Source organism: Castellaniella denitrificans (assembly GCF_027214045.1).
In the GTDB taxonomy this organism is placed as follows: domain Bacteria; phylum Pseudomonadota; class Gammaproteobacteria; order Burkholderiales; family Burkholderiaceae_B; genus Castellaniella; species Castellaniella denitrificans_A.
This window is the reverse complement of the sequence record NZ_JAPWHE010000010.1, coordinates 77009-95062: the sequence shown is the minus strand read 5'-3', so window position 1 is coordinate 95062 and position 18054 is coordinate 77009. Positions and strand designations below refer to the sequence as shown.

The following is an 18054-nucleotide window of genomic DNA, read 5'->3' as shown; positions in this document are numbered from 1 at the left end:
AGGGAACTGGCCTGCTGTTCGGTGCGCGAGGACAGGTCCAGGTTGCCGGCGCTGATCTGCGCCGAGGCCGAGGCGATGGAGTCGGCGCCGGTGCGCACATCCTGCACGGTCTGCTGCAGGCTGAGCATCATGTCGTGCAGATTGTGTTCCAGCACGGTGATCTCGTCCTTGCCCTGAGGCGTGACATTGTGGTCGAGGTTCCTTCGTGCGACGAAACCGGCCAGTTCCACGGCCCGCCCCAGGGGCTGCGCGATGGAACGGCTGATGCGCCAGGCCAGCAGGATGCCACAGGCCAGCGCCAGGATGGCGATCAGCCCCAGGACGAGCAACATGCGCTGGCCGGCCTGCTGACCTGCGGCGAACAGGCGCTTTTCATTTTCCTGCTGGAAGGCGTAGACCGCGTCGATCGAGCTCTGGTAGGCGCTGATCAGGCCCGGCATCTCTTGCAGGAAGAACTGGTTGGCTTTGTCGGCGTCGCCTTTCTGCTGGTCCTCGATGGCGATCTTGCGCCGGCTGGTGTAGTTCTTGCGTGTCTCCAGCACTTTGGCGTACAGGGCCTTGGCCTCGGGCATCCTGATGCGCGCGCCGATCTGGTCCTGCAGGTCGGTGATCTGTTTCGAGGTGGCCGCCATCTTTTTCTGCATGGCGTCGCGCGCAGCGGGGTCGGTGATGTGCGTCATGGCGAGCGTGCGCTCGCCGTTGACTTCGACGGATCGCGCCCATTGCAGGACCATGGCGTTGATCTCGTGGCGGTTCCGGACGACCTCGCTGTCGTTCAGACTGTTCTGGGTTTGCCAGGCGCCCAGTCCGGCCAGCAGCGCGACGATCAGGATCAGGATGCCGAATCCGAGCGAAAGTCTGGTGCTGATTTTGATGCTGCGCATGTTCATTGAGGCTCCTTGGAGTCGGGTGTGTCGGGTGCAAAAAAGGTGCGGCCGCTCATGCAGAAACGGGATTCATGCAAAAAAAGGATGGAATAACACTATCTTTAACATGGGTTAAATACATAGAGAGCGTCGAAATGGCCCCCGGAAGCCGGGTATTTAGGTGGAAAGAGGTCTGGCCGGGTCCTGTGGCGCGGGGCGCGCGACCGTTTCGGGTGCCCTATACTGCATCCGCATGAAGCCCCCTCCGCCACGACGGCCGCTCCGCGCCCTGTGCCCGCTCTGGGTCTGGACCTTGTGTCTGGCCCTGGTGCTGCGCGCATTGGTGCCGTCGGGCACGATGCCGGATTTCGGGAACCGGGATGGCTTCTTTCCGGGGCTGGTGCTGTGTCCGGTCCAGAATCCAGGTGTGCCGGTGGGGGGGCATCATCGCTCCGATGACCTTCCCCGGTCCCACGCCAGCCCCTTGTGCCTGCTCGTCCAGCATGCCGGCGGCTCGCCCTTGCCGGGGGCGGCTCCGACGCTCGCATCGGCCGCGCCGGCGGCGGTTGCGCCGGTCTCGCCCGGGATTTCCGCGCCTGCGGCGCGGCGCGTACGCCGGGTGCCCCTGGGATCCCGGGCGCCCCCTCTGCCTTTCATCCGGACCTAGGGAACCTCTGAATTCATTTGAAAGGCATCATCATGAAAATTTTTCTTGCCGCGGGCTTGACGGCCCTGCTCGGCCTGGCGACAGTCGCCCAGGCCCACATCACCCTGGAAACGCCCCAGGCCGCCGCCGGCGGCTACTACAAAGCGGTGCTGCGTGTCGGCCACGGCTGCGACGGCGCCGCTACGACCCGGCTGCGCGTGCGCATCCCCGATGGCGTGCTGGCGGTCAAGCCGCAGCCCAAGGCCGGCTGGACCCTGGACCTGACCCAGGGCAAGTATGACCATCCCCAGACCCTGCATGGCGCAGCCGTGGACAGCGGCGTGCGCGAAATCGGCTGGCGCGGCGACTTGCCGGACGCGTATTACGACGAGTTCGTGTTTCGCGTCTATCTGTCGGACTCTTTCAAGGCGGGGCAGACCGTGTATTTTCCCGTCGTCCAGGAATGCGGCCAGAGCGTGTCGCGCTGGATCGACATGTCGGGCGATCCCGATGCGCAGGGCCCCGCGCCGGGCGTGAAGATCGTGGCGCCCGCCCATGAGGGTACGGGCGGCGGCCACGGCCATCACCATTGAAGGCCTTGCTCGTCCTGGCCGCCTGCCTGTCGATGTGGGGTCAGGCGGTCTGGGGGCATGCCGCGCTGGTGTCTGCGGACCCGGCGCCCGGGGCCGTGCTCGAACAGGCGCCGGGCTTCGTCGTCCTGGTGTTCAGCGAACCGGTCAGCGTCACCGCGTTGCGCCTGATCGGTCCCCGGGGAGCGGCCAAGGTGGTGGCGCCGATGGATGCCGGGGGGCGCCGGATTCGCGTGTCGCTGCCCGGCGACGCGGCCCGGGGCGCCTACCTGCTCAGTTGGCGCGTCGTGTCGGCGGATGGACACCCCGTGGGCGGCACATTGGACTATGCGGTCGGCGAGTCCGCCGGCCCGGCTGGGGCGGCGGGCGTCTCCGCCGCGCCCGGCGGACGCCAGGCGGCCATCTGGCTGAGCCGCTGGCTGGGCTACGTCTGCCTGTTCGTCTGTGTGGGCGCGGCCGTGTTCCGAGCGTGGAATCCATCGGACCGCCAGACCTGGGCCTGGCCCCTGGTCTGGGTCGGGCTGGGCCTGCTGCCCGTGAGCCTGGGCCTGCAGGGACTGGACCTCTTGGACTTGCCCGAATCCGCCCTGTTCCATGGGGCGGCGTGGAAGGCCGCCCTGGGCAGTCGCTCTGCCTGGACGCTGGGCCTGTGCGCCCTGGTCTTGCTGGCCTCTGCGGGGGCTTTGCACACCCGCAGGGCCGCGCTGTCGCGGGCATGCGCGGTCGGCGCCCTGGCGTTGGCGGGCGTGGCGCTCGCCGCCAGCGGCCATGCCGGCACGGCGCCGCCGCAATGGCTGTCGCGTCCGTTGGTCGCGCTGCACGTGGCGACGGCGGCGGCGTGGCTGGGGGCGTTCGTGCCGCTGATCCGCGTGTCGGGCGCCGGCAGGGGCGGCGCTGCGGGATTGGCGCCGCTGGCCTGGTTCTCCCGGTGGATCCCACCGGTTGTGGCCGTCCTGCTGGCGAGCGGAGCGGGGCTGGCGTTACTGCAACTGAACCAGCCAGGTGACTTGTGGCGCACGCCGTACGGCATCGTCCTGAGCGCGAAGCTGGCGCTGGTGTGCGGGTTGCTCGCCATCGCGGCGTTCAACCGCTGGCAATGCACGGGGCCCGTCCTGGCGGGCGAGGCGCCGGCGCGCCGGCGACTGCGGCGCGGCATGCTGCTGGAAACCGCCGTCGCCGTGGCCTTGCTGGGCGTGGTGTCGCTCTGGCGCTTCACGCCGCCACCCCGCAGCCTGGGTGCTGCCGCCGACCTCCTCGACGGCGCGCCCGGCCGGTGGCATGGCCATGCTTCGGCGTCCTTCACGCTGTCCGGGGATAGGGCGCAGGCCGTCGTGACGCGATCCGGGGAGACATGGTCCGTGCGGCTGACCGATCCGGCCGGCAGGCCGTTCGTCGCCCAGGGGCTGACGCTGGCGCTGAGCAATCCGCAGGCGGGCATCGAGCCGCTGCGCCGCACCGCGCGCCTTCTGGCCGATGGACGCTGGCATGCCGGAATGGGGCCTCTGCCTTCGCCGGGCATCGGGCACTGGCGGCTGGGCCTGGAGATCCTGGTGGACGATTTCGATCAAGTGACGCTGGAGGGGCCGCTGCCTCCCTGAAGCAAGTTCGGCCCGTTGCATGAGCCGGCCACGCTTTGAAGCGATGCGGCGCGGATTCGCGGGCAAGGGGAGATGCGCTCAGGGCCGGAATATTTTCAGGACTTGGCTGCAAGAGATTGCGGCGCCCTTTAGAATCTCCGGTTCGGGGACCCCGCATTCACACAAGGCCTGACATGAGCTCACTCCAGAAAGAAATCGATGAACGCACCAACCTGACCGGGACCAACCGGTTCGAACTGCTGCTGTTCCGCCTGGGCACGGATGCCGTTCTGGGCCAGTCGGAGCTCTTCGGCATCAATGTGCTGAAGGTCCGCGAAATCGTGACCCTGCCCACCATCACGCCGATCGCGGGCGCGCCGAAGTTCTCGCTCGGCGTGGTGCACCTGCGCGAACAGGTGATTCCCGTGTACGACCTGCCCGCGATCATCGGCTGCAAGCTGTCGGCCGCGCCGAGCCTGATGCTGGTGACGGAGTACGCCAGGACCACGCAGGCCTTCACGGTCGAGTCGGTCGAGGACATCGTGCGGCTGGACTGGAACCAGGTCATCTCCGCCGAGAACACCGGGACAGGGCCCAGCCTGATCACCAGCATCGCCCGGCTTTCCGAGGGCAGCGGCGATGAGGCGCGCCTGGCCCAGGTGCTGGACGTCGAGGCCATCCTGCAGGCCATCACGCCCGAGCAAAACCGGCACCAGGTCGATCCCAGGGAAGTCGGGGACAAATTCGCTCTCAAGCCCGGCACCGTGATCCTGGTGGCCGACGACTCTTTCGTGGCCCGCGCGCTGATGGAACAGACCCTCAAGGCCATGGAAATCCCCTACGAGATGACCAAGTCCGGGCAGGAAGCCTGGAACCGTCTGAACACGCTGGCCTCGGCCGCCGAGGCCGAGGGCAAGACCATTCACGACAAGGTCAGCCTGATGCTGACCGATCTGGAGATGCCCGAAATGGATGGCTTCACGCTGACGCGCAACATCAAGCAGGACCCGCGATTCAGCGCCATGCCGGTGGTGATCCATTCGTCCTTGTCCGGCTCGGCCAACGAAAACCACGTGCGCAGCGTCGGCGCCAACGGTTACGTTCCCAAGTTTTCCGCCGAGGAACTGTCCAGCGCCATCCGCAAGGCGCTGGGGCGCTGATTTTCATCATCTGGAGTTGAACATGCAAGACATCGTCATCGTTGAAGCGTGCCGCACCGCCGTCGGGGATTTCGGCGGAGGCCTGAAGGACGTCGCCCCCTGCGAACTGGGGGAACTCGTGGTGCGCGGCGTGCTGGCGCGCGCGGGCGTGGCGGCGGAGGACGTCGGCCATGTCGTCTTCGGCCACGTCATCAACACCGAGCCGCGCGACATGTACCTGTCGCGCGTGGCGGCCCTGAACGCGGGCATTCCCCAGGTCGTGCCGGCCTTCAACGTCAACCGCCTGTGCGGTTCGGGCCTGCAGGCCATCGTGTCCGCCGCCCAGGTGCTGATGCTGGGCGACGCGGAGGTCGCCATCGGCGCCGGTGCCGAAAGCATGAGTCGCGCGCCCTACATGGCGCTCGGCCAGCGCTGGGGCTCGCGCATGGGCGACTCGCGCCTGGTGGACATGATGACCGGGGCCTTGTCCTGCCCGTTCGAGAAATACCACATGGGCGTCACGGCCGAGAACGTCGCACAGAAATATGGGATCAGCCGCGAAGACCAGGATGCCCTTGCGCTGGAATCTCACCGACGCGCGGCCCATGCCATCGAGCAAGGCCATTTCAAATCGCAGATCGTGCCGGTCGTGCAAAAAACCCGCAAGGGCGAGGTCGTGTTCGAACAGGACGAGCATGTGCGCTTCGATGCCACGGCCGACAGCTTCAGCAAGCTCAAGCCCGTCTTCGCCAAGGAAAACGGCACGGTGACGGCGGGCAACGCGTCCGGCCTGAACGACGGCGCGGCCGCCGTGCTGCTGATGACCGGACAGGCCGCTCGGGCACGGGGGCTGACGCCCATGGCGCGCCTGGTGTCCTACGGCCATGCCGGCGTGGACCCCCAGTACATGGGGATCGGTCCGGTGCCGGCCACGCGCGCCGCCCTGGCGCGCGCCGGCCTGACCCTGGACCAGATCGACGTGATCGAGGCCAACGAGGCCTTCGCGGCCCAGGCCTGCGCAGTCTCGCGCGAACTGGGTTTCGATCCTGCCAAGGTCAACCCCAACGGCAGCGGCATCAGCCTGGGGCACCCGATCGGCGCCACCGGCGCGCTGATCACGGTCAAGGCGCTGCACGAACTGCGGCGCGTCCAGGGCCGCCATGCGCTGGTCACCATGTGCATCGGCGGCGGGCAGGGTATCGCCGCCATCTTCGAGCGCCTGTAGTCCGTGGCACGCGCGACGCGCGGGCCGGCCGTCGAGGCCGACCTGCCGACCCTGTCCGAAGAGGCCGGCATCCGCTACCTGCATTTCGACTCGGAATGGATCCAGGGCGCGATGCGCATCGCCCGGCCATCCGAGCTGGTGTTGGCCTATACCCAGCAGATGATGGCCTGGCTGCTGTTCGTCACGGCCGGCGCCCGCGACCGGGTCGGCATCCTGGGGCTGGGCGCCGGCTCGCTGCTGCGCTTCACTCTGCGGCATACCCGCTCCCCTGTGGACACGGTCGAACGCAATCCCGCCGTGACGGCCCTGTGCCGGGCCTTCTTTCGGCTGCCGGGCGGCGCACGTTCCGTCGTCGACCACGCCGACGCGCGCGACTGGGTGGCCGAGCCGGGCAGGGCGGGGCGTTATCGGGCGCTGATGGTGGATCTGTACGACAGCCGGGCCGAAGGACCTGTGTGCGGCGATCCGGATTTCTACCGGGATTGCTACCGGATCCTGGACGAGCCGGGCGTGATGAGCGTGAATCTCTTCGGCCGCCACGAAAGCTTCGAGGAAAACCTGCGTGGCATCCGCGCGGCCTTCGGCGGGCGCGTGCTGTGCCTGCCGGAGATCGACGAGGGCAACACGGTGGCACTGGCCTTCAAGGGCGATGCCCTGGACCTGTCGCGCCAGGACTTGCTTGACCGGGCGGAACGGCTGGAAGCGCGCACCGGTCTGCCGGCGCGGCGTTGGGCGCGCTCGCTGCTGGTCGGCGGCTGAAAGCCGGTCTTGCTTGTCGGCTTTGGGTGTTTGACAGCCTGAGAAATCCACCCTAAAATTGCGTTCTTTCCTGAAGGCGGTTAGCTCAGTTGGTTAGAGCGCTACGTTGACATCGTAGAGGTCGCTGGTTCGAATCCAGTACTGCCTACCAGAATTCCGCGATGGCCGCCTGGCCGTGCCAAAAAGCCGCCTAACCCATTGGTTTGGCGGCTTTTTGCTGTTTCACAACAATCCACGCGCTCCTGTGTGCCAGGCTTGCCTGGAATCCGTCGTGTTTCCCGCATCAAATTGATTGTTGCCCGTCCGGTTGCTACACTTGGAAATTACCTCCTGCACGGCAAATTCAGGCTTTTTATCGACGCGGCGCAGGCCGCGTTTCGCATTTTCAGGATACGCTCAATGGTTTGCATCACCCTTCCCGACGGTTCGCAGCGCGAATTCGACCATCCTGTTTCCGTGCACGAGGTCGCGCGCTCCATCGGGACCGGGCTGGGCAAGGCGGCGCTGGCGGGCAAGCTGGCCGTGGACGGCCAGCCGGCGCGGCTGGTGGATGCCAGCCACATCATCGATCATGATGCGGGCCTGAGCATCATCACCGACAAAGACCCCGAGGGCCTCGACCTGATCCGTCATTCGACGGCGCATCTGCTGGCCTACGCGGTCAAGACCCTGTTTCCCGACGCCCAGGTCACCATTGGTCCGGTGATCGAAAACGGCTTCTATTACGATTTTTCGTACAAGCGGCCCTTTACGCCCGAAGACCTTGAGGCCATTGAAAAGAAGATGGCCGAACTGGCCCGCCGCGACGAGGCCGTGACGCGCGAGGAATGGGACCGCGACGATGCCGTGAAATTCTTCCGCGGCATCGGCGAGGCCTACAAGGCCGAGATCATCGCCTCGATTCCGGCCAACGAAAAGATCAGCCTGTACCGCGAGGGCGATTTCATCGACCTGTGCCGCGGCCCGCACGTGCCGTCCACCGGCCGCCTGCGGGTGTTCAAGCTCATGAAGGTCGCCGGGGCCTATTGGCGTGGCGACAGCGGCAATGAAATGCTGCAGCGTATTTACGGCACCGCCTGGGCTCGCAAGGAAGACCAGGATGCGTACCTGCACATGCTCGAACAGGCCGAATTGCGCGATCATCGCCGCATCGGCCGCGAACTGGACCTGTTCCACTTCCAGGACGAGGCGCCCGGCCTGATTTTCTGGCATCCCAAGGGCTGGACGGTCTGGCAGCAGGTCGAACAGTACATGCGCCAGGTGTATCAGGACAATGGCTACCAGGAGGTCAAGGCGCCGCAGATCCTGGACCTGTCCCTGTGGAAGAAAACCGGCCATTGGGACAACTACAAAGAAAACATGTTCACGACGGAGTCCGAGAACCGCGTGTATGGCCTGAAGCCCATGAACTGCCCGGGCCACGTGCAGATCTTCAACGCCGGCTTGCACTCGTATCGCGAACTGCCCCTGCGTTATGGTGAATTCGGCCAGTGCCACCGTAACGAGCCTTCCGGCTCGCTGCATGGCATGATGCGCGTGCGCGGCTTCACCCAGGATGATGGTCACATCTTCTGCACCGAGGACCAGCTCCAGGCCGAATGCGCCGCCTTCACCCGGCTGCTGCAAAAGGTTTACGCCGATTTCGGTTTCACCGAAATCCTGTACAAGGTCGCCACCCGCCCCGAAAAGCGCATCGGCGCCGACGAAGTCTGGGACAAGGCCGAGCAGGCCCTGAAGGACAGCCTGGATCTTTCGAATTGCGAATACGAGGTATCCGAAGGCGAAGGCGCCTTCTACGGCCCGAAGATCGAATACACCCTGAAGGACGCCATCGGCCGGCATTGGCAGTGCGGCACCATCCAGGTGGATTTTTCCATGCCGCAACGCCTGGGGGCCGAATATGTCGACGCCCAGGACCAGCGCCGCACGCCCGTGATGTTGCATCGGGCCATCCTGGGCTCCCTGGAACGCTTCATCGGCATGCTGATCGAGAACCACGCCGGGGCGCTGCCTGCCTGGCTGGCGCCGCATCATGCCGTGGTCTGCTGTATTTCCGACAGTTCCGCCGCCTACGCCGAACAGATCGCCCGGGACCTGAAGCAGCAGGGCCTGCGTGTGTCCGCCGATATCCGGGGCGAAAAGATCACCCGTAAAATCCGTGAACATAGCCTGCAGAAAATCCCGTATATTCTGGTCGTCGGCGACAAGGAGCGCGAATCCGGCGCCGTATCCGTGCGCGGGCGTGGCAATCTGGATCTGGGTACGATGCCGGTGGCGGACTTCACCGCCCGGCTGAAGCACGAAATCTCGACCCGCCAGCAGGGGACCGAATCGGCCCAGGCCTGATTCTCCCCTTTTCATCAACTCACAGGAGTTCTAGACATCGCAACCGAAAAGAAACACCGCGTCAACGGTGATATCCGCATCCACGAAGTCCGCCTGATCGGCGTGGACGGCGAACAACTGGGTATTGTCCGCACGTCCGAGGCCATGTCCATGGCGGAACAGAACGACGTCGACCTGGTCGAAATCGCCCCCACGGCCAGTCCTCCGGTCTGCCGCCTGATGGACTACGGCAAGTTCAAGTACCAGGAACAAAAGCGTCAGGCCGAAGCCCGCGCCCGCCAGAAGATCATCCAGGTCAAGGAAGTCAAGTTCCGGCCTGGCACCGACGAAGGCGACTACCAGGTGAAACTGCGCAATCTGCGCCGCTTCATCGAGGATGGCGACAAGGCCAAGGTCACGCTGCGTTTTCGCGGCCGTGAAATGGCGCACCAGGAACTCGGCATGCGCGTCCTGGAACGGGTGCGCGACGATCTGGGCGAACTGGTCCTGGTCGAAGCCATGCCCAAGCTCGAAGGCCGTCAGATGGTGATGGTGCTGGCGCCCCGCAAAAAAGCTTGATGGAGCGGTACTTGCGACAGTCCCCGGCGGGCTGCCGCAAACCAGGCGGATCCGGGCGTCTCGCACGGCGCGCGGCGGGGTGTCGTCATGGTTCGAGAAGTCCCGGCAGGACCCCAGAGGTATCACAGAGGCATTCATGCATTTTCTGTTCGTCATCGATCCATTGCCCGCCCTGAAGGCCTGGAAGGATTCCTCCGTCGCCATCATGCGCAGCCTGGCGGCGCATGGGCACGATTTCAGCTTCGCCACGATGGGCGACCTCTATGTCCTGGAAGGCCGCGTGCTGGTTTCGGCCACGGCGATGCGCCTGCGTGCAGACGCCGACTGGCAAGGCCACGACTGGTGGACGCAGGATGCCGCACCGCGCGAATGCGCGCTGGCCGACTTCGACGCCGTGCTGATGCGCAAGGATCCGCCCTTCGACATGGAGTACGTCTACGCGACGCACTTGTTCGACTACGCGGCGTCCCAGGGTGCGCGCGTGTTCAACGCCGGGGCGGCCATCCGCAATCATCCGGAAAAGCTCGCCATCACGGAATTCGCGCAATACACGGCGCCCACGCTGGTCAGCCGCGACATGGCGAGGCTGCGCGCCTTTCAAGCGCAGCACGGCGACGTCATCGTCAAGCCTCTGGACGGGATGGGCGGCAGCGGCATCTTCCGCCTGAGGCCCGACGAGCCGAATCTGGGTTCGATCCTGGAGGCCCTGACCGGCATGGGTGAGCGCACCATCATGGCGCAACGCTATATCCCGGAAATCCGGGACGGCGACAAGCGCATCCTGATCATCGATGGCGAACCGGTGCCCTTCGCCCTGGCGCGTGTCCCGCTGCAGGGCGAGACCCGTGGCAACCTGGCGGCCGGCGGCCGGGGCCGGGCGCAGCCTCTGTCGGACCGGGACCGGGAACTGGCCCGGGCCGTGGGCCGGCGGCTGGCCGGACGCGGCCTGCTGCTGATCGGTCTGGACGTGATCGGCGACTACATTACCGAGATCAACGTCACCAGCCCCACCTGTTTCGTGGAAATCACCGAGCAGACCGGTTTCGATGTGGCCGGCCGTTTCGTGGACGCCCTGGTCCGGATTGTATCCGGGCGGCCTGCGGACCGCGGTGCGGCCGCCACGCCATGAGCACCCGCATCGCGCTGGTCATGCACGATCCTCTGGGCGCCGCCTTCCAGGCCTGCGCCAGGCATGTGCTGGGCCGCGTGCCGGACCTGACGGTTTTCGACATCGAGCCGGATGCCGATCCGCCCATCCAGACCGGACGCATCCTGGACTGGATGCGCGCACGCGGGCCGGGCGAGCCCGTCCTGATCCTGTGCGACCTGTATGGGGCGACGCCGTTCAATATCGCGGCCCAGGCCCAGCGCCAGGCGCTGGAGGACGGCTACATGGTGCATCTGCTGACCGGCACCAATGCCTGCATGGTGCTGAAAGCCTTGACAGACCAGCAGGAAAACCCCGAATCTTTCAGCGAGCGCGTGCGTCAGGGGGCGCTGCGCGGTATCGTGAATGCGGAACCCCCGTATGATTGCTAGTGTGAGCGGACCCTAGGAACCCATCCCCATGCCTTCCATCGATCTGGTGATTTCGAACAAACTGGGACTGCATGCGCGCGCGGCGGCCAAGCTGACCCAACTGGCGGGGCGCTACCGCAGCGATATCTTCATCTCGCGGGGGGCGCAGCGCGTCAACGCGAAGAGCATCATGGGCGTGATGATGCTGGCCGCGGGACTGGGTGTCACCGTCAAGATCGACGCCCAGGGCGAGGACGAGGCCCAGGCGCTGACCGACATCCGGGCGCTGTTCGAGGGCCGCTTCGGAGAAACCGAATAGGGTCTCGTTGCGCATGAATACGTCGGAACCTGTTTCTTCCACGATCGCCTCCACCGTGTGCCTGTACGGCCAGGGGGTGGTGCGCGGCTATGCCATCGGCCGGGCCGTGGTCATGAGCGCGGCCTCGCTCGAGGTCGCCCACTACCGCATCGCCCCCGAGGACATCGAGTCCGAGCAGCGGCGTTTCACGCAGGCGGTGGACGAGACCGTGCACGATTTGTGCCAGATGGCCGAGGACCTGCCGGCCGACGCACCTCGCGAACTCGGCGTGCTGCTGTCGGTGCATGGCATGTTGCTGCAGGACCCCATGCTGACGCAGTCCGTCTGCCAGTTGATCTCTGAACGCCAGTACAACGCGGAATGGGCGCTGACGACCCAGGGCCAGATCCTGGCGGAGCAGTTCTCCCTGATGGAGGACGCCTATCTTCGCGAACGCGGCGCGGACGTGCGCCAGGTGATCGAGCGCGTCCTGCGGGCTCTGTCGGGATCCGGGCATTGGCTGCCCAATCTGGATGCCGTGGATGTCGACGGCAGCCTGATCGTGGTGGCGCGCGATATTTCTCCGGCCGACATGATGCGGCTGCGGGGCGGCCGTTTCGGCGCCTTCCTGACGGACCTGGGGGGGGCCACCTCGCACACGGCCATCGTGGCGCGCAGCATGAACGTGCCGGCCGTGGTCGGCATGGGGGCGGTGCGCGCGCTGGTGCGCGACGGCGACCGGCTGATCGTCGACGGTCTCAACGGACTGGTCCTGGTCAACCCCTCGGACGCCGTGCTGCACGAATACCAGGAGCGCCAGGCGGCCTTCCTGCGCGAGCGCGACGAGCTCAAGGCGCTGCGGTTCGCGCCGGCCGTCACGCTCGACGGCGTCCAGATCCGCATGGAGGCCAATATCGAATTGCCGGAGGAGGCCGCCGACGCGCTGGCGGCCGGCGCCGAAGGCATCGGGCTGTTCCGCAGCGAATTCCTGTTCATGGGGCGTCCCGACCTTCCGGACGAGGAAGAGCAGTACCAAGCCTATGCCTCGGTCGTGCGTACCATGGCGGGCCGGCCGGTCACCATCCGGACGCTGGATATCGGGGCGGACAAGACGCTCGACGGCGAGGTGACGGTGGCCACCAATCCGGCGCTGGGCCTGCGTGCGATCCGGTACTGCCTGGCCAATCCGGAGATGTTCAACACCCAGTTGCGCGCGCTGTTGCGGGCTGCCGCCCACGGGCCGATCCGGGTGCTGTTTCCCATGGTGTCGCACATGCACGAGATCCATGCCGCCCGCCGCGCCCTGGCACGGGCCGCAGAGGAACTGCGCGCCGAAGGCCTGCCCCATGACGCGGACATCCAGGTGGGCGCCATGGTCGAGATCCCCGCCATCGCCATCGCCATCGAACCCTTCGCCGAGGCGCTGGACTTCCTGTCCATCGGCACCAACGATCTGATCCAGTACGTGCTGGCGATCGACCGGGGGGACACCGATGTCGCGTCCCTGTACGATCCGATGCATCCGGCGGTACTGCGGCTGATCGCGCACACCATCAACGCCGGTGAACGGGTGGGCAAGCCCGTATCGATCTGCGGCGAGATGGCCGGGGATGTGCGCGTCACCCGGATGCTGCTGGGGCTGGGACTGACGGGATTCTCCATGCATCCGCAGCAATTGCTGGACGTGAAGAAGGAAATCCGCAAGGCGCATTCCAACGCCCTTCGGGTCAAGGTCGCCTCCGCCCTGAACCGGGCCGAACGCATCGATCTGTCCTCTCTGGATGCCTGAGCCGGGCATCGGCGCCTTTTTCCTGGTTCCTGGTCCGGCGGTTCATTGGTAGAATCTGTCGGCGGCAATACCCCGATTGACGACCCTGATATTCCCGGGCCACTTCTTGCGACTCGATTCTCTTCCACGTACTGTGCGGCAGAAGGCCTTGCTGGCCTTCACCCTGGTGGTGTTGCTGGCGATTGGCAATGTCTCCATCGTTCAACTCCTGCTGCGGGAAAGCGATGGCGTGGCCGCGACACTGAACGTGGCGGGCAAGATGCGCATGCTCGGTCAGCGCATTGGCCTGGAGACGCTGGCCGCGCGCCGGAACCCGGATCCGCCCGATCCCGCATCGACGGATCTGTCCGCCGCATTCGAGGCCGCGCACGATGCATTGCGCTTCGGCGGACACGTGTTCGGCCTGGACATTCGCCCCGTGCCGGCGGCGCTGGCGCCGCAATTGCAGGACATCCGCCAGGCCTGGCTTCGTTACCGGCGCGCCGTCGACGCGCTGGCCGATGCGCCGGTCGAGGCGCCGGGAGAGCGGGCCGCCGTGGCGGACTTGACCCGCGCCGGCGCCGATCTGCTGGCCCGGACCGAGGCGCTCGTGGACAGGCTGGTTGCCCGGGCCAAGGAAATCCAGCGCCGGGCCCTGTATAGCGCCTATGCGCTTTTCGCGCTGGATCTGCTGTTGCTGGGGCTGGCCGGCTGGGTGGTATCCCGGCGGATCCTGCGTCCCATCCAGACTCTGGCGCGGCAGTGCCGTGCCCTGGCGGCGGGCGATCATGGTGCCCGATCTTCATTGCCGCCCGGCGACGAGCTCGGCGAGCTCGGCCGGGCCTTGAATGATTCCGCCGCCCATATCGAGCAACTGCTGCAGGACGTCGAAAAGGAGCACGCGGCGCTGGCCGACGCCCAGGCCATGTTCGACGGCCTGTCGGCCAATACGGTGGCCGGCATTTACATGGTGGACGAGACGTTGCGCTTCACCTATGCCAACGAGCGGATGGCGGACATGCTGGGCTATTCCCAGGCCGAGTTGATGGACGGCTTTCCCCTCGAACGCCTGTTCGTCGGGCCGGCCTACGAGACGGTCCGCGCCCAGGCGCTGGATCGTTTCGAGGGGCACGAGACGAGGACGCGTTATGAGTGCGCGGCGCGGCGCGGCGATGGCGAACAGATCGAACTGGAAATTTTCGGTTCCCTGATGAAGCTGCACGGTCGGCCGACGCTGATCGGCATCATGTTCGACATCACGGAACGCAAGCGCGCCGAGGTCTCCGCGCGCAGGGCCGCGCTGGTCTACGCACACACCAGCGAGGCCATGGTGGTCACCGATGCCAACGGCGTCATCCAGGATGTGAATCCGGCATTCACGGCGGTGACAGGCTACGGCCCGCAGGATGTGCTCGGGCGCACCATGAGCGTGCTCAGCTCCGGTCGCCATGGCGAAGATTTCTACCGGGCGATGTGGGCCGATCTGCAGGCGACCGGCCGCTGGAACGGCGACATCCACAATCGACGCAAGTCCGGTGAGGAATACGTCGAGCGCCTGTCGATCAATACGTCCTACAACGAGGACGGCAGCGTCAATTGCCGCATCGGCCTGTTCTCCGATGTGACCGAGAAACGGCGCCGCGAGGCTTCGATCTGGCATCAGGCGCATTACGATCACCTGACCCAGCTTCCCAACCGGCAGATGTTCGAGGAAAACCTGCGCCGCAGCATCCAGCATACCCGGCAGGGGGGATTGCCGTTCGCCTTGTTGTTCCTGGATCTGGACTTGTTCAAGGATGTCAACGACACCCTGGGGCACGAAGCGGGTGATCAACTGTTGCGCCTGGTGGCCCGGAGGCTGAGCGAATGCGTGCGCAGTTCGGACCTGGTGGCGCGGCTGGGCGGTGACGAGTTCACGCTGCTCATTCGCGATCTCCAGAATCCGGACGACATCTTTTCGCTGGCCGACAAGATCCTGGATTCCTTGTCCCAGCCTTTTTCCCTGGGCGGGCATACGGTACGGATATCCGCCAGCATGGGGGCGTCCTTTCATCCGCGCGACGGCGACAGCGACAGTGAACTGCTGCGTGCCGCCGACCTGGCGATGTACGCCGCCAAGGAGCAGGGGCGTAATCATTTCCGTGTCTACTCGGCCGACATGCGCGGGCTGGGGCCCGCGCGTATCCGGCCTCAGTCCGGGTAGGCGGTTTCCCCGTGCTCCGCCGCGTCCAGGCCCTGGCGTTCCTCGTCGGGCGCGGCCCGCAGTCCGATCAGGCGGTCGACCAGAAAGGCGCAGACCGCGGCGCTGAGCGCCGCCCACGCCAGGCTGACCAGGACGGCCTCGGCCTGCAGCCAGACTTGACGCAGCAGCGCGTCCAGACCCGACGGGCCGGGGCCGCCGAGGTCGGCGGAATAGAAGATGCCCGTCAGAATGGCGCCGACGATGCCGCCCACGGCATGGATGCCGAAGACATCGAAGGCGTCGTCGATACCCAGCAGGCGTTTCAGGCCGCTCACACCCCAGAGTGCGGCCCAGGAGGCCAGCACGCCGATGACGAGCGAGGCGCCGGGCGCGACCAGGCCGGCGGCCGGGGTGATGCCCACCAGCCCGGCGATGGCGCCGGAGGCCGCGCCCAGCAGCGAGGCCCGGCCCTTCAGGATGCGTTCCGCCAGCGCCCAGGCCAGCACGCCGCTGACGGCGGCCAGCAGCGTATTGGCCACGGCCAGCACGGCTTGTTCGTTGGCGGCCAGCGCCGACCCGCCGTTGAAGCCGAACCAGCCGATCCACAGCAGCGCGGCCCCGGTCAGGTTCAGCGGCAGGCTGTGGGGCAGCATGGGTTCCCGGCCATACCCCAACCGGGGGCCGACCCAACGCGCGCCCACCAGGCCAGCCACCCCGGCGCTGATGTGGACGACGGTCCCGCCGGCGAAGTCCAGGGCGCCGCGCAAATGCAGCCAGCCGTCGCCCGCCCAGACCATGTGCGCGATCGGCATGTAGCCCATCGTGAACCAGAGTCCGGCGAATGCCAGCGCCGCGCCGAATCGCGTACGTTCGGCCATGCTGCCGGTGATCAGCCCGCAGGTGATGGCCGCGAAGGTCGCCTGGAACAGGGCGAACAGCAACTCGGGAATCGTGCCGAGCAGCGGCAGGGGCGCGGCGTCTCCCGCCCGGTACAGGCCGGCCAGTCCCAGGCGCGTCCATCCGCCCAGGCCGCCGAATCCCTCGGTGAACACCAGGGAATAGCCGTAGGCGAACCACAGCACCGTAATCAGGGCGCAGACGCCCAGCGTCTGGGTCATGACGGACAGTGCATGTCGCTTGCGCGCCAGGCCGCCATAGAACAGTGCCAGACCCGGCACGCACATCAGCCAGACCAGCAGGGTCGAGGTCATGGTCCAGACCAGATCGCTCTTGTCCATGAGAAGAACTCCTTTTTCGTTGAGGTCAGAGGGCGGCTTCGCCGGTTTCGCCGGTGCGGATGCGCACGACATGTTCGAGAGGGGAGACGAAAATCTTGCCGTCGCCGATCTTGCCGGTACGGGCCGCCTGACACAGGCATTCCACCGTCATTTCGACCTGGTCGTCCGGGACGGCGACCTGGATTTGCAGCTTGGGCAGGAAGTCGACCTGGTATTCCGCTCCCCGGTAGAGTTCGGTGTGCCCCTTCTGCCGGCCGAATCCCTTGGCCTCCGTGACGGTCATGCCCTGAATGCCGGCGGCTTCCAGCGCGGCATGGACCTCCTCCAGCTTGAAAGGTTTGATGAGCGCGGTGACGAGTTTCATGAATGCTCCTTTGCAGTGTGCTTGCATCGGAATTCAAGCAAAAGGCGTGCCAACTTTTCCTCGGCGCGCCGGCAGGGGCTGTGAAGGGAGGCTGCGAGGGGGCGGGGAGGCGGCTGCGTCGATCCTTGCACCGAACGGGTGCGCGACCGCCCCGGACCGGTGCGCGGGGATGTCCGGCACGTCGCTGCGTGCATGGATCGTGCCTGTGGCGGAGTTGAAAGCCGGAACGAGGGCTTCAGGGCCGGGTTCCCGGATTGCCACGGTTTTGTGTCCAGTTGTTGACCGCAAGGCGGACCGCCGTGCGGCGGCCCGGGCCTGTTTCCCCGGGAGCGGGGCGGTTGGGGGGCGTCTTGCGCGCCCGGCCGTCCGGACATCAGTCATTACATGTCAGGGTTTACCCGCGATTCTGGGTGGCTAGAATTGTAACCAAGCCGGTTGTAACAGACTGGTCCTCGAAAATGATCCGCACGTCATCCTGCGGAATTTTGTATAGGGAAGATCATGAACACGACGCGTAAAACGCTGACGCTGGCCGCCATGGTGGCATCGCTGAGTCTGTTGGCCGCTTGCTCCAAGAGCGATGACGCTTCGGCGCCGCCACCGGCGGCTCCCGCGCCTTCGACGGCGCCGACCCCGGCTCCCGTGCCTCCCGTCACGCCCGCTCCGCAGGAACAGCAGAGCGCCCCGGCCGACCAGCAGTCCATGCAGGACAAGATCAAGGAATCCGCCGCGGCGGCCAAGGAAAAGGCCGCCGAAGTCGGCCAGGCCGTGTCCGACAAGGCGGGCGAGCTGGCCCATGAGGCGGGTGAGGCCGCCAACAGCGCCCGCGAATCCGTGAAGGAAGGCGCGGCCAAGGCCGATGCCGCCATCCAGGGCGCCGTCGGCGACTCGAACAGCGGCGCGAAGTAGGCGCGACGGGGCGGGACGGATTCGTCCCGCCCGCCTCCCATGATGCGTTCTTCGACCCTATAGTGGCGGGG

Annotated in this window: 17 protein-coding genes and 1 tRNA gene; 15 read left to right on the top strand and 3 right to left on the bottom strand. The window is 66.3% G+C overall.

The annotated features are described in order from the left end of the window. A partial coding sequence (locus O4H32_RS12800) for an MCP four helix bundle domain-containing protein (RefSeq protein ID WP_269359757.1) occupies positions 1-884 on the bottom strand: 884 nt, incomplete at its 3' end. Between the two features lie 235 nt (positions 885-1119). Between O4H32_RS12800 and O4H32_RS12795 the strand changes: the two genes are divergently transcribed. The 14 genes from O4H32_RS12795 (at position 1120) to O4H32_RS12730 (ending at position 15493) form a co-directional block, all read left to right on the top strand. Then, the gene (locus O4H32_RS12795) at positions 1120-1533 is read left to right on the top strand and encodes a DUF2946 family protein (protein ID WP_269359755.1); all 414 of its coding nucleotides are present in this window, start codon (positions 1120-1122) and stop codon (positions 1531-1533) included. Between the two features lie 32 nt (positions 1534-1565). Then, the gene (locus tag O4H32_RS12790) at positions 1566-2105 is read left to right on the top strand and encodes a YcnI family copper-binding membrane protein (RefSeq protein WP_269359753.1); all 540 of its coding nucleotides are present in this window, start codon (positions 1566-1568) and stop codon (positions 2103-2105) included. Next, positions 2102-3700, top strand: coding sequence for a copper resistance CopC/CopD family protein (locus tag O4H32_RS12785; protein ID WP_269359751.1), 1599 nt, complete (start codon positions 2102-2104; stop codon positions 3698-3700). The genes O4H32_RS12790 and O4H32_RS12785 overlap by 4 nt, the downstream gene beginning before the upstream one ends. Before the next feature lie 173 nt (positions 3701-3873). After that, entirely contained in the window at positions 3874-4839 is a 966-nt protein-coding gene (locus tag O4H32_RS12780; protein ID WP_269359750.1) for a chemotaxis protein, read from the top strand. A gap of 22 nt (positions 4840-4861) precedes the next feature. Beyond that, positions 4862-6043 carry an acetyl-CoA C-acyltransferase family protein gene (locus O4H32_RS12775; RefSeq protein ID WP_269359748.1) on the top strand — a complete coding sequence of 394 codons (1182 nt, stop codon included), beginning with the start codon at positions 4862-4864 and terminating at the stop codon, positions 6041-6043. A gap of 3 nt (positions 6044-6046) precedes the next feature. After that, positions 6047-6802: a class I SAM-dependent methyltransferase gene (locus O4H32_RS12770; RefSeq protein ID WP_269359747.1), complete on the top strand. Its 756-nt coding sequence runs from the start codon at positions 6047-6049 to the stop codon at positions 6800-6802. A gap of 74 nt (positions 6803-6876) precedes the next feature. Next, positions 6877-6953, top strand: a tRNA-Val gene (locus O4H32_RS12765). A 248-nt stretch (positions 6954-7201) separates the two neighbouring features. Further along, on the top strand, positions 7202-9148 hold the full coding sequence (thrS, locus tag O4H32_RS12760; RefSeq protein WP_269359745.1) for a threonine--tRNA ligase: 1947 nt from the start codon (positions 7202-7204) through the stop codon (positions 9146-9148). Between the two features lie 36 nt (positions 9149-9184). Beyond that, complete coding sequence (infC, locus tag O4H32_RS12755) at positions 9185-9706, top strand: translation initiation factor IF-3 (RefSeq protein WP_269359765.1); 522 nt, start codon at positions 9185-9187, stop codon at positions 9704-9706. A 136-nt stretch (positions 9707-9842) separates the two neighbouring features. Then, positions 9843-10835, top strand: a complete 993-nt coding sequence (gshB, locus tag O4H32_RS12750; protein WP_269359743.1) for a glutathione synthase — start codon at positions 9843-9845, stop codon at positions 10833-10835. Further along, a complete protein-coding gene (locus O4H32_RS12745; RefSeq protein ID WP_269359741.1) occupies positions 10832-11245 on the top strand; it encodes a PTS sugar transporter subunit IIA in 414 nt (137 codons plus the stop codon). The genes gshB and O4H32_RS12745 overlap by 4 nt, the downstream gene beginning before the upstream one ends. A 28-nt stretch (positions 11246-11273) precedes the next feature. Further along, positions 11274-11543, top strand: coding sequence for an HPr family phosphocarrier protein (locus O4H32_RS12740; RefSeq protein WP_269359739.1), 270 nt, complete (start codon positions 11274-11276; stop codon positions 11541-11543). 13 nt (positions 11544-11556) lie between these two features. Then, positions 11557-13311 (top strand): phosphoenolpyruvate--protein phosphotransferase, encoded by a 1755-nt coding sequence (gene ptsP, locus O4H32_RS12735; RefSeq protein ID WP_269359737.1) that lies wholly within the window; start codon positions 11557-11559, stop codon positions 13309-13311. Between the two features lie 148 nt (positions 13312-13459). Beyond that, positions 13460-15493 (top strand): diguanylate cyclase domain-containing protein, encoded by a 2034-nt coding sequence (locus O4H32_RS12730; RefSeq protein WP_269359735.1) that lies wholly within the window; start codon positions 13460-13462, stop codon positions 15491-15493. On the opposite strand, the gene O4H32_RS12725 is transcribed toward O4H32_RS12730, so the two are convergent. Both O4H32_RS12725 and O4H32_RS12720 read right to left on the bottom strand, forming a co-directional pair. Continuing rightward, complete coding sequence (locus O4H32_RS12725) at positions 15481-16710, bottom strand: ammonium transporter (protein ID WP_269359733.1); 1230 nt, start codon at positions 16708-16710, stop codon at positions 15481-15483. The genes O4H32_RS12730 and O4H32_RS12725 overlap by 13 nt on opposite strands. Before the next feature lie 25 nt (positions 16711-16735). After that, the gene (locus O4H32_RS12720) at positions 16736-17074 is read right to left on the bottom strand and encodes a P-II family nitrogen regulator (RefSeq protein WP_269359731.1); all 339 of its coding nucleotides are present in this window, start codon (positions 17072-17074) and stop codon (positions 16736-16738) included. Positions 17075-17575: 501 nt separating this feature from the next. Between O4H32_RS12720 and O4H32_RS12715 the strand changes: the two genes are divergently transcribed. Next, entirely contained in the window at positions 17576-17983 is a 408-nt protein-coding gene (locus O4H32_RS12715; protein ID WP_269359729.1) for a hypothetical protein, read from the top strand. Positions 17984-18054: the final 71 nt, after the last annotated feature.

Coding starts and splice junctions, on each gene's coding strand:
- O4H32_RS12725 (WP_269359733.1), bottom strand. CDS start 16,710: ATGGACAAGAGCGATCTGGTCTGGACCATGACCTCGACCCTGCTGGTC.
- O4H32_RS12775 (WP_269359748.1), top strand. CDS start 4,862: ATGCAAGACATCGTCATCGTTGAAGCGTGCCGCACCGCCGTCGGGGAT.
- O4H32_RS12740 (WP_269359739.1), top strand. CDS start 11,274: ATGCCTTCCATCGATCTGGTGATTTCGAACAAACTGGGACTGCATGCG.
- O4H32_RS12795 (WP_269359755.1), top strand. CDS start 1,120: ATGAAGCCCCCTCCGCCACGACGGCCGCTCCGCGCCCTGTGCCCGCTC.
- gshB (WP_269359743.1), top strand. CDS start 9,843: ATGCATTTTCTGTTCGTCATCGATCCATTGCCCGCCCTGAAGGCCTGG.
- O4H32_RS12745 (WP_269359741.1), top strand. CDS start 10,832: ATGAGCACCCGCATCGCGCTGGTCATGCACGATCCTCTGGGCGCCGCC.
- O4H32_RS12780 (WP_269359750.1), top strand. CDS start 3,874: ATGAGCTCACTCCAGAAAGAAATCGATGAACGCACCAACCTGACCGGG.
- thrS (WP_269359745.1), top strand. CDS start 7,202: ATGGTTTGCATCACCCTTCCCGACGGTTCGCAGCGCGAATTCGACCAT.
- ptsP (WP_269359737.1), top strand. CDS start 11,557: ATGAATACGTCGGAACCTGTTTCTTCCACGATCGCCTCCACCGTGTGC.
- O4H32_RS12790 (WP_269359753.1), top strand. CDS start 1,566: ATGAAAATTTTTCTTGCCGCGGGCTTGACGGCCCTGCTCGGCCTGGCG.
- O4H32_RS12715 (WP_269359729.1), top strand. CDS start 17,576: ATGAACACGACGCGTAAAACGCTGACGCTGGCCGCCATGGTGGCATCG.
- O4H32_RS12720 (WP_269359731.1), bottom strand. CDS start 17,074: ATGAAACTCGTCACCGCGCTCATCAAACCTTTCAAGCTGGAGGAGGTC.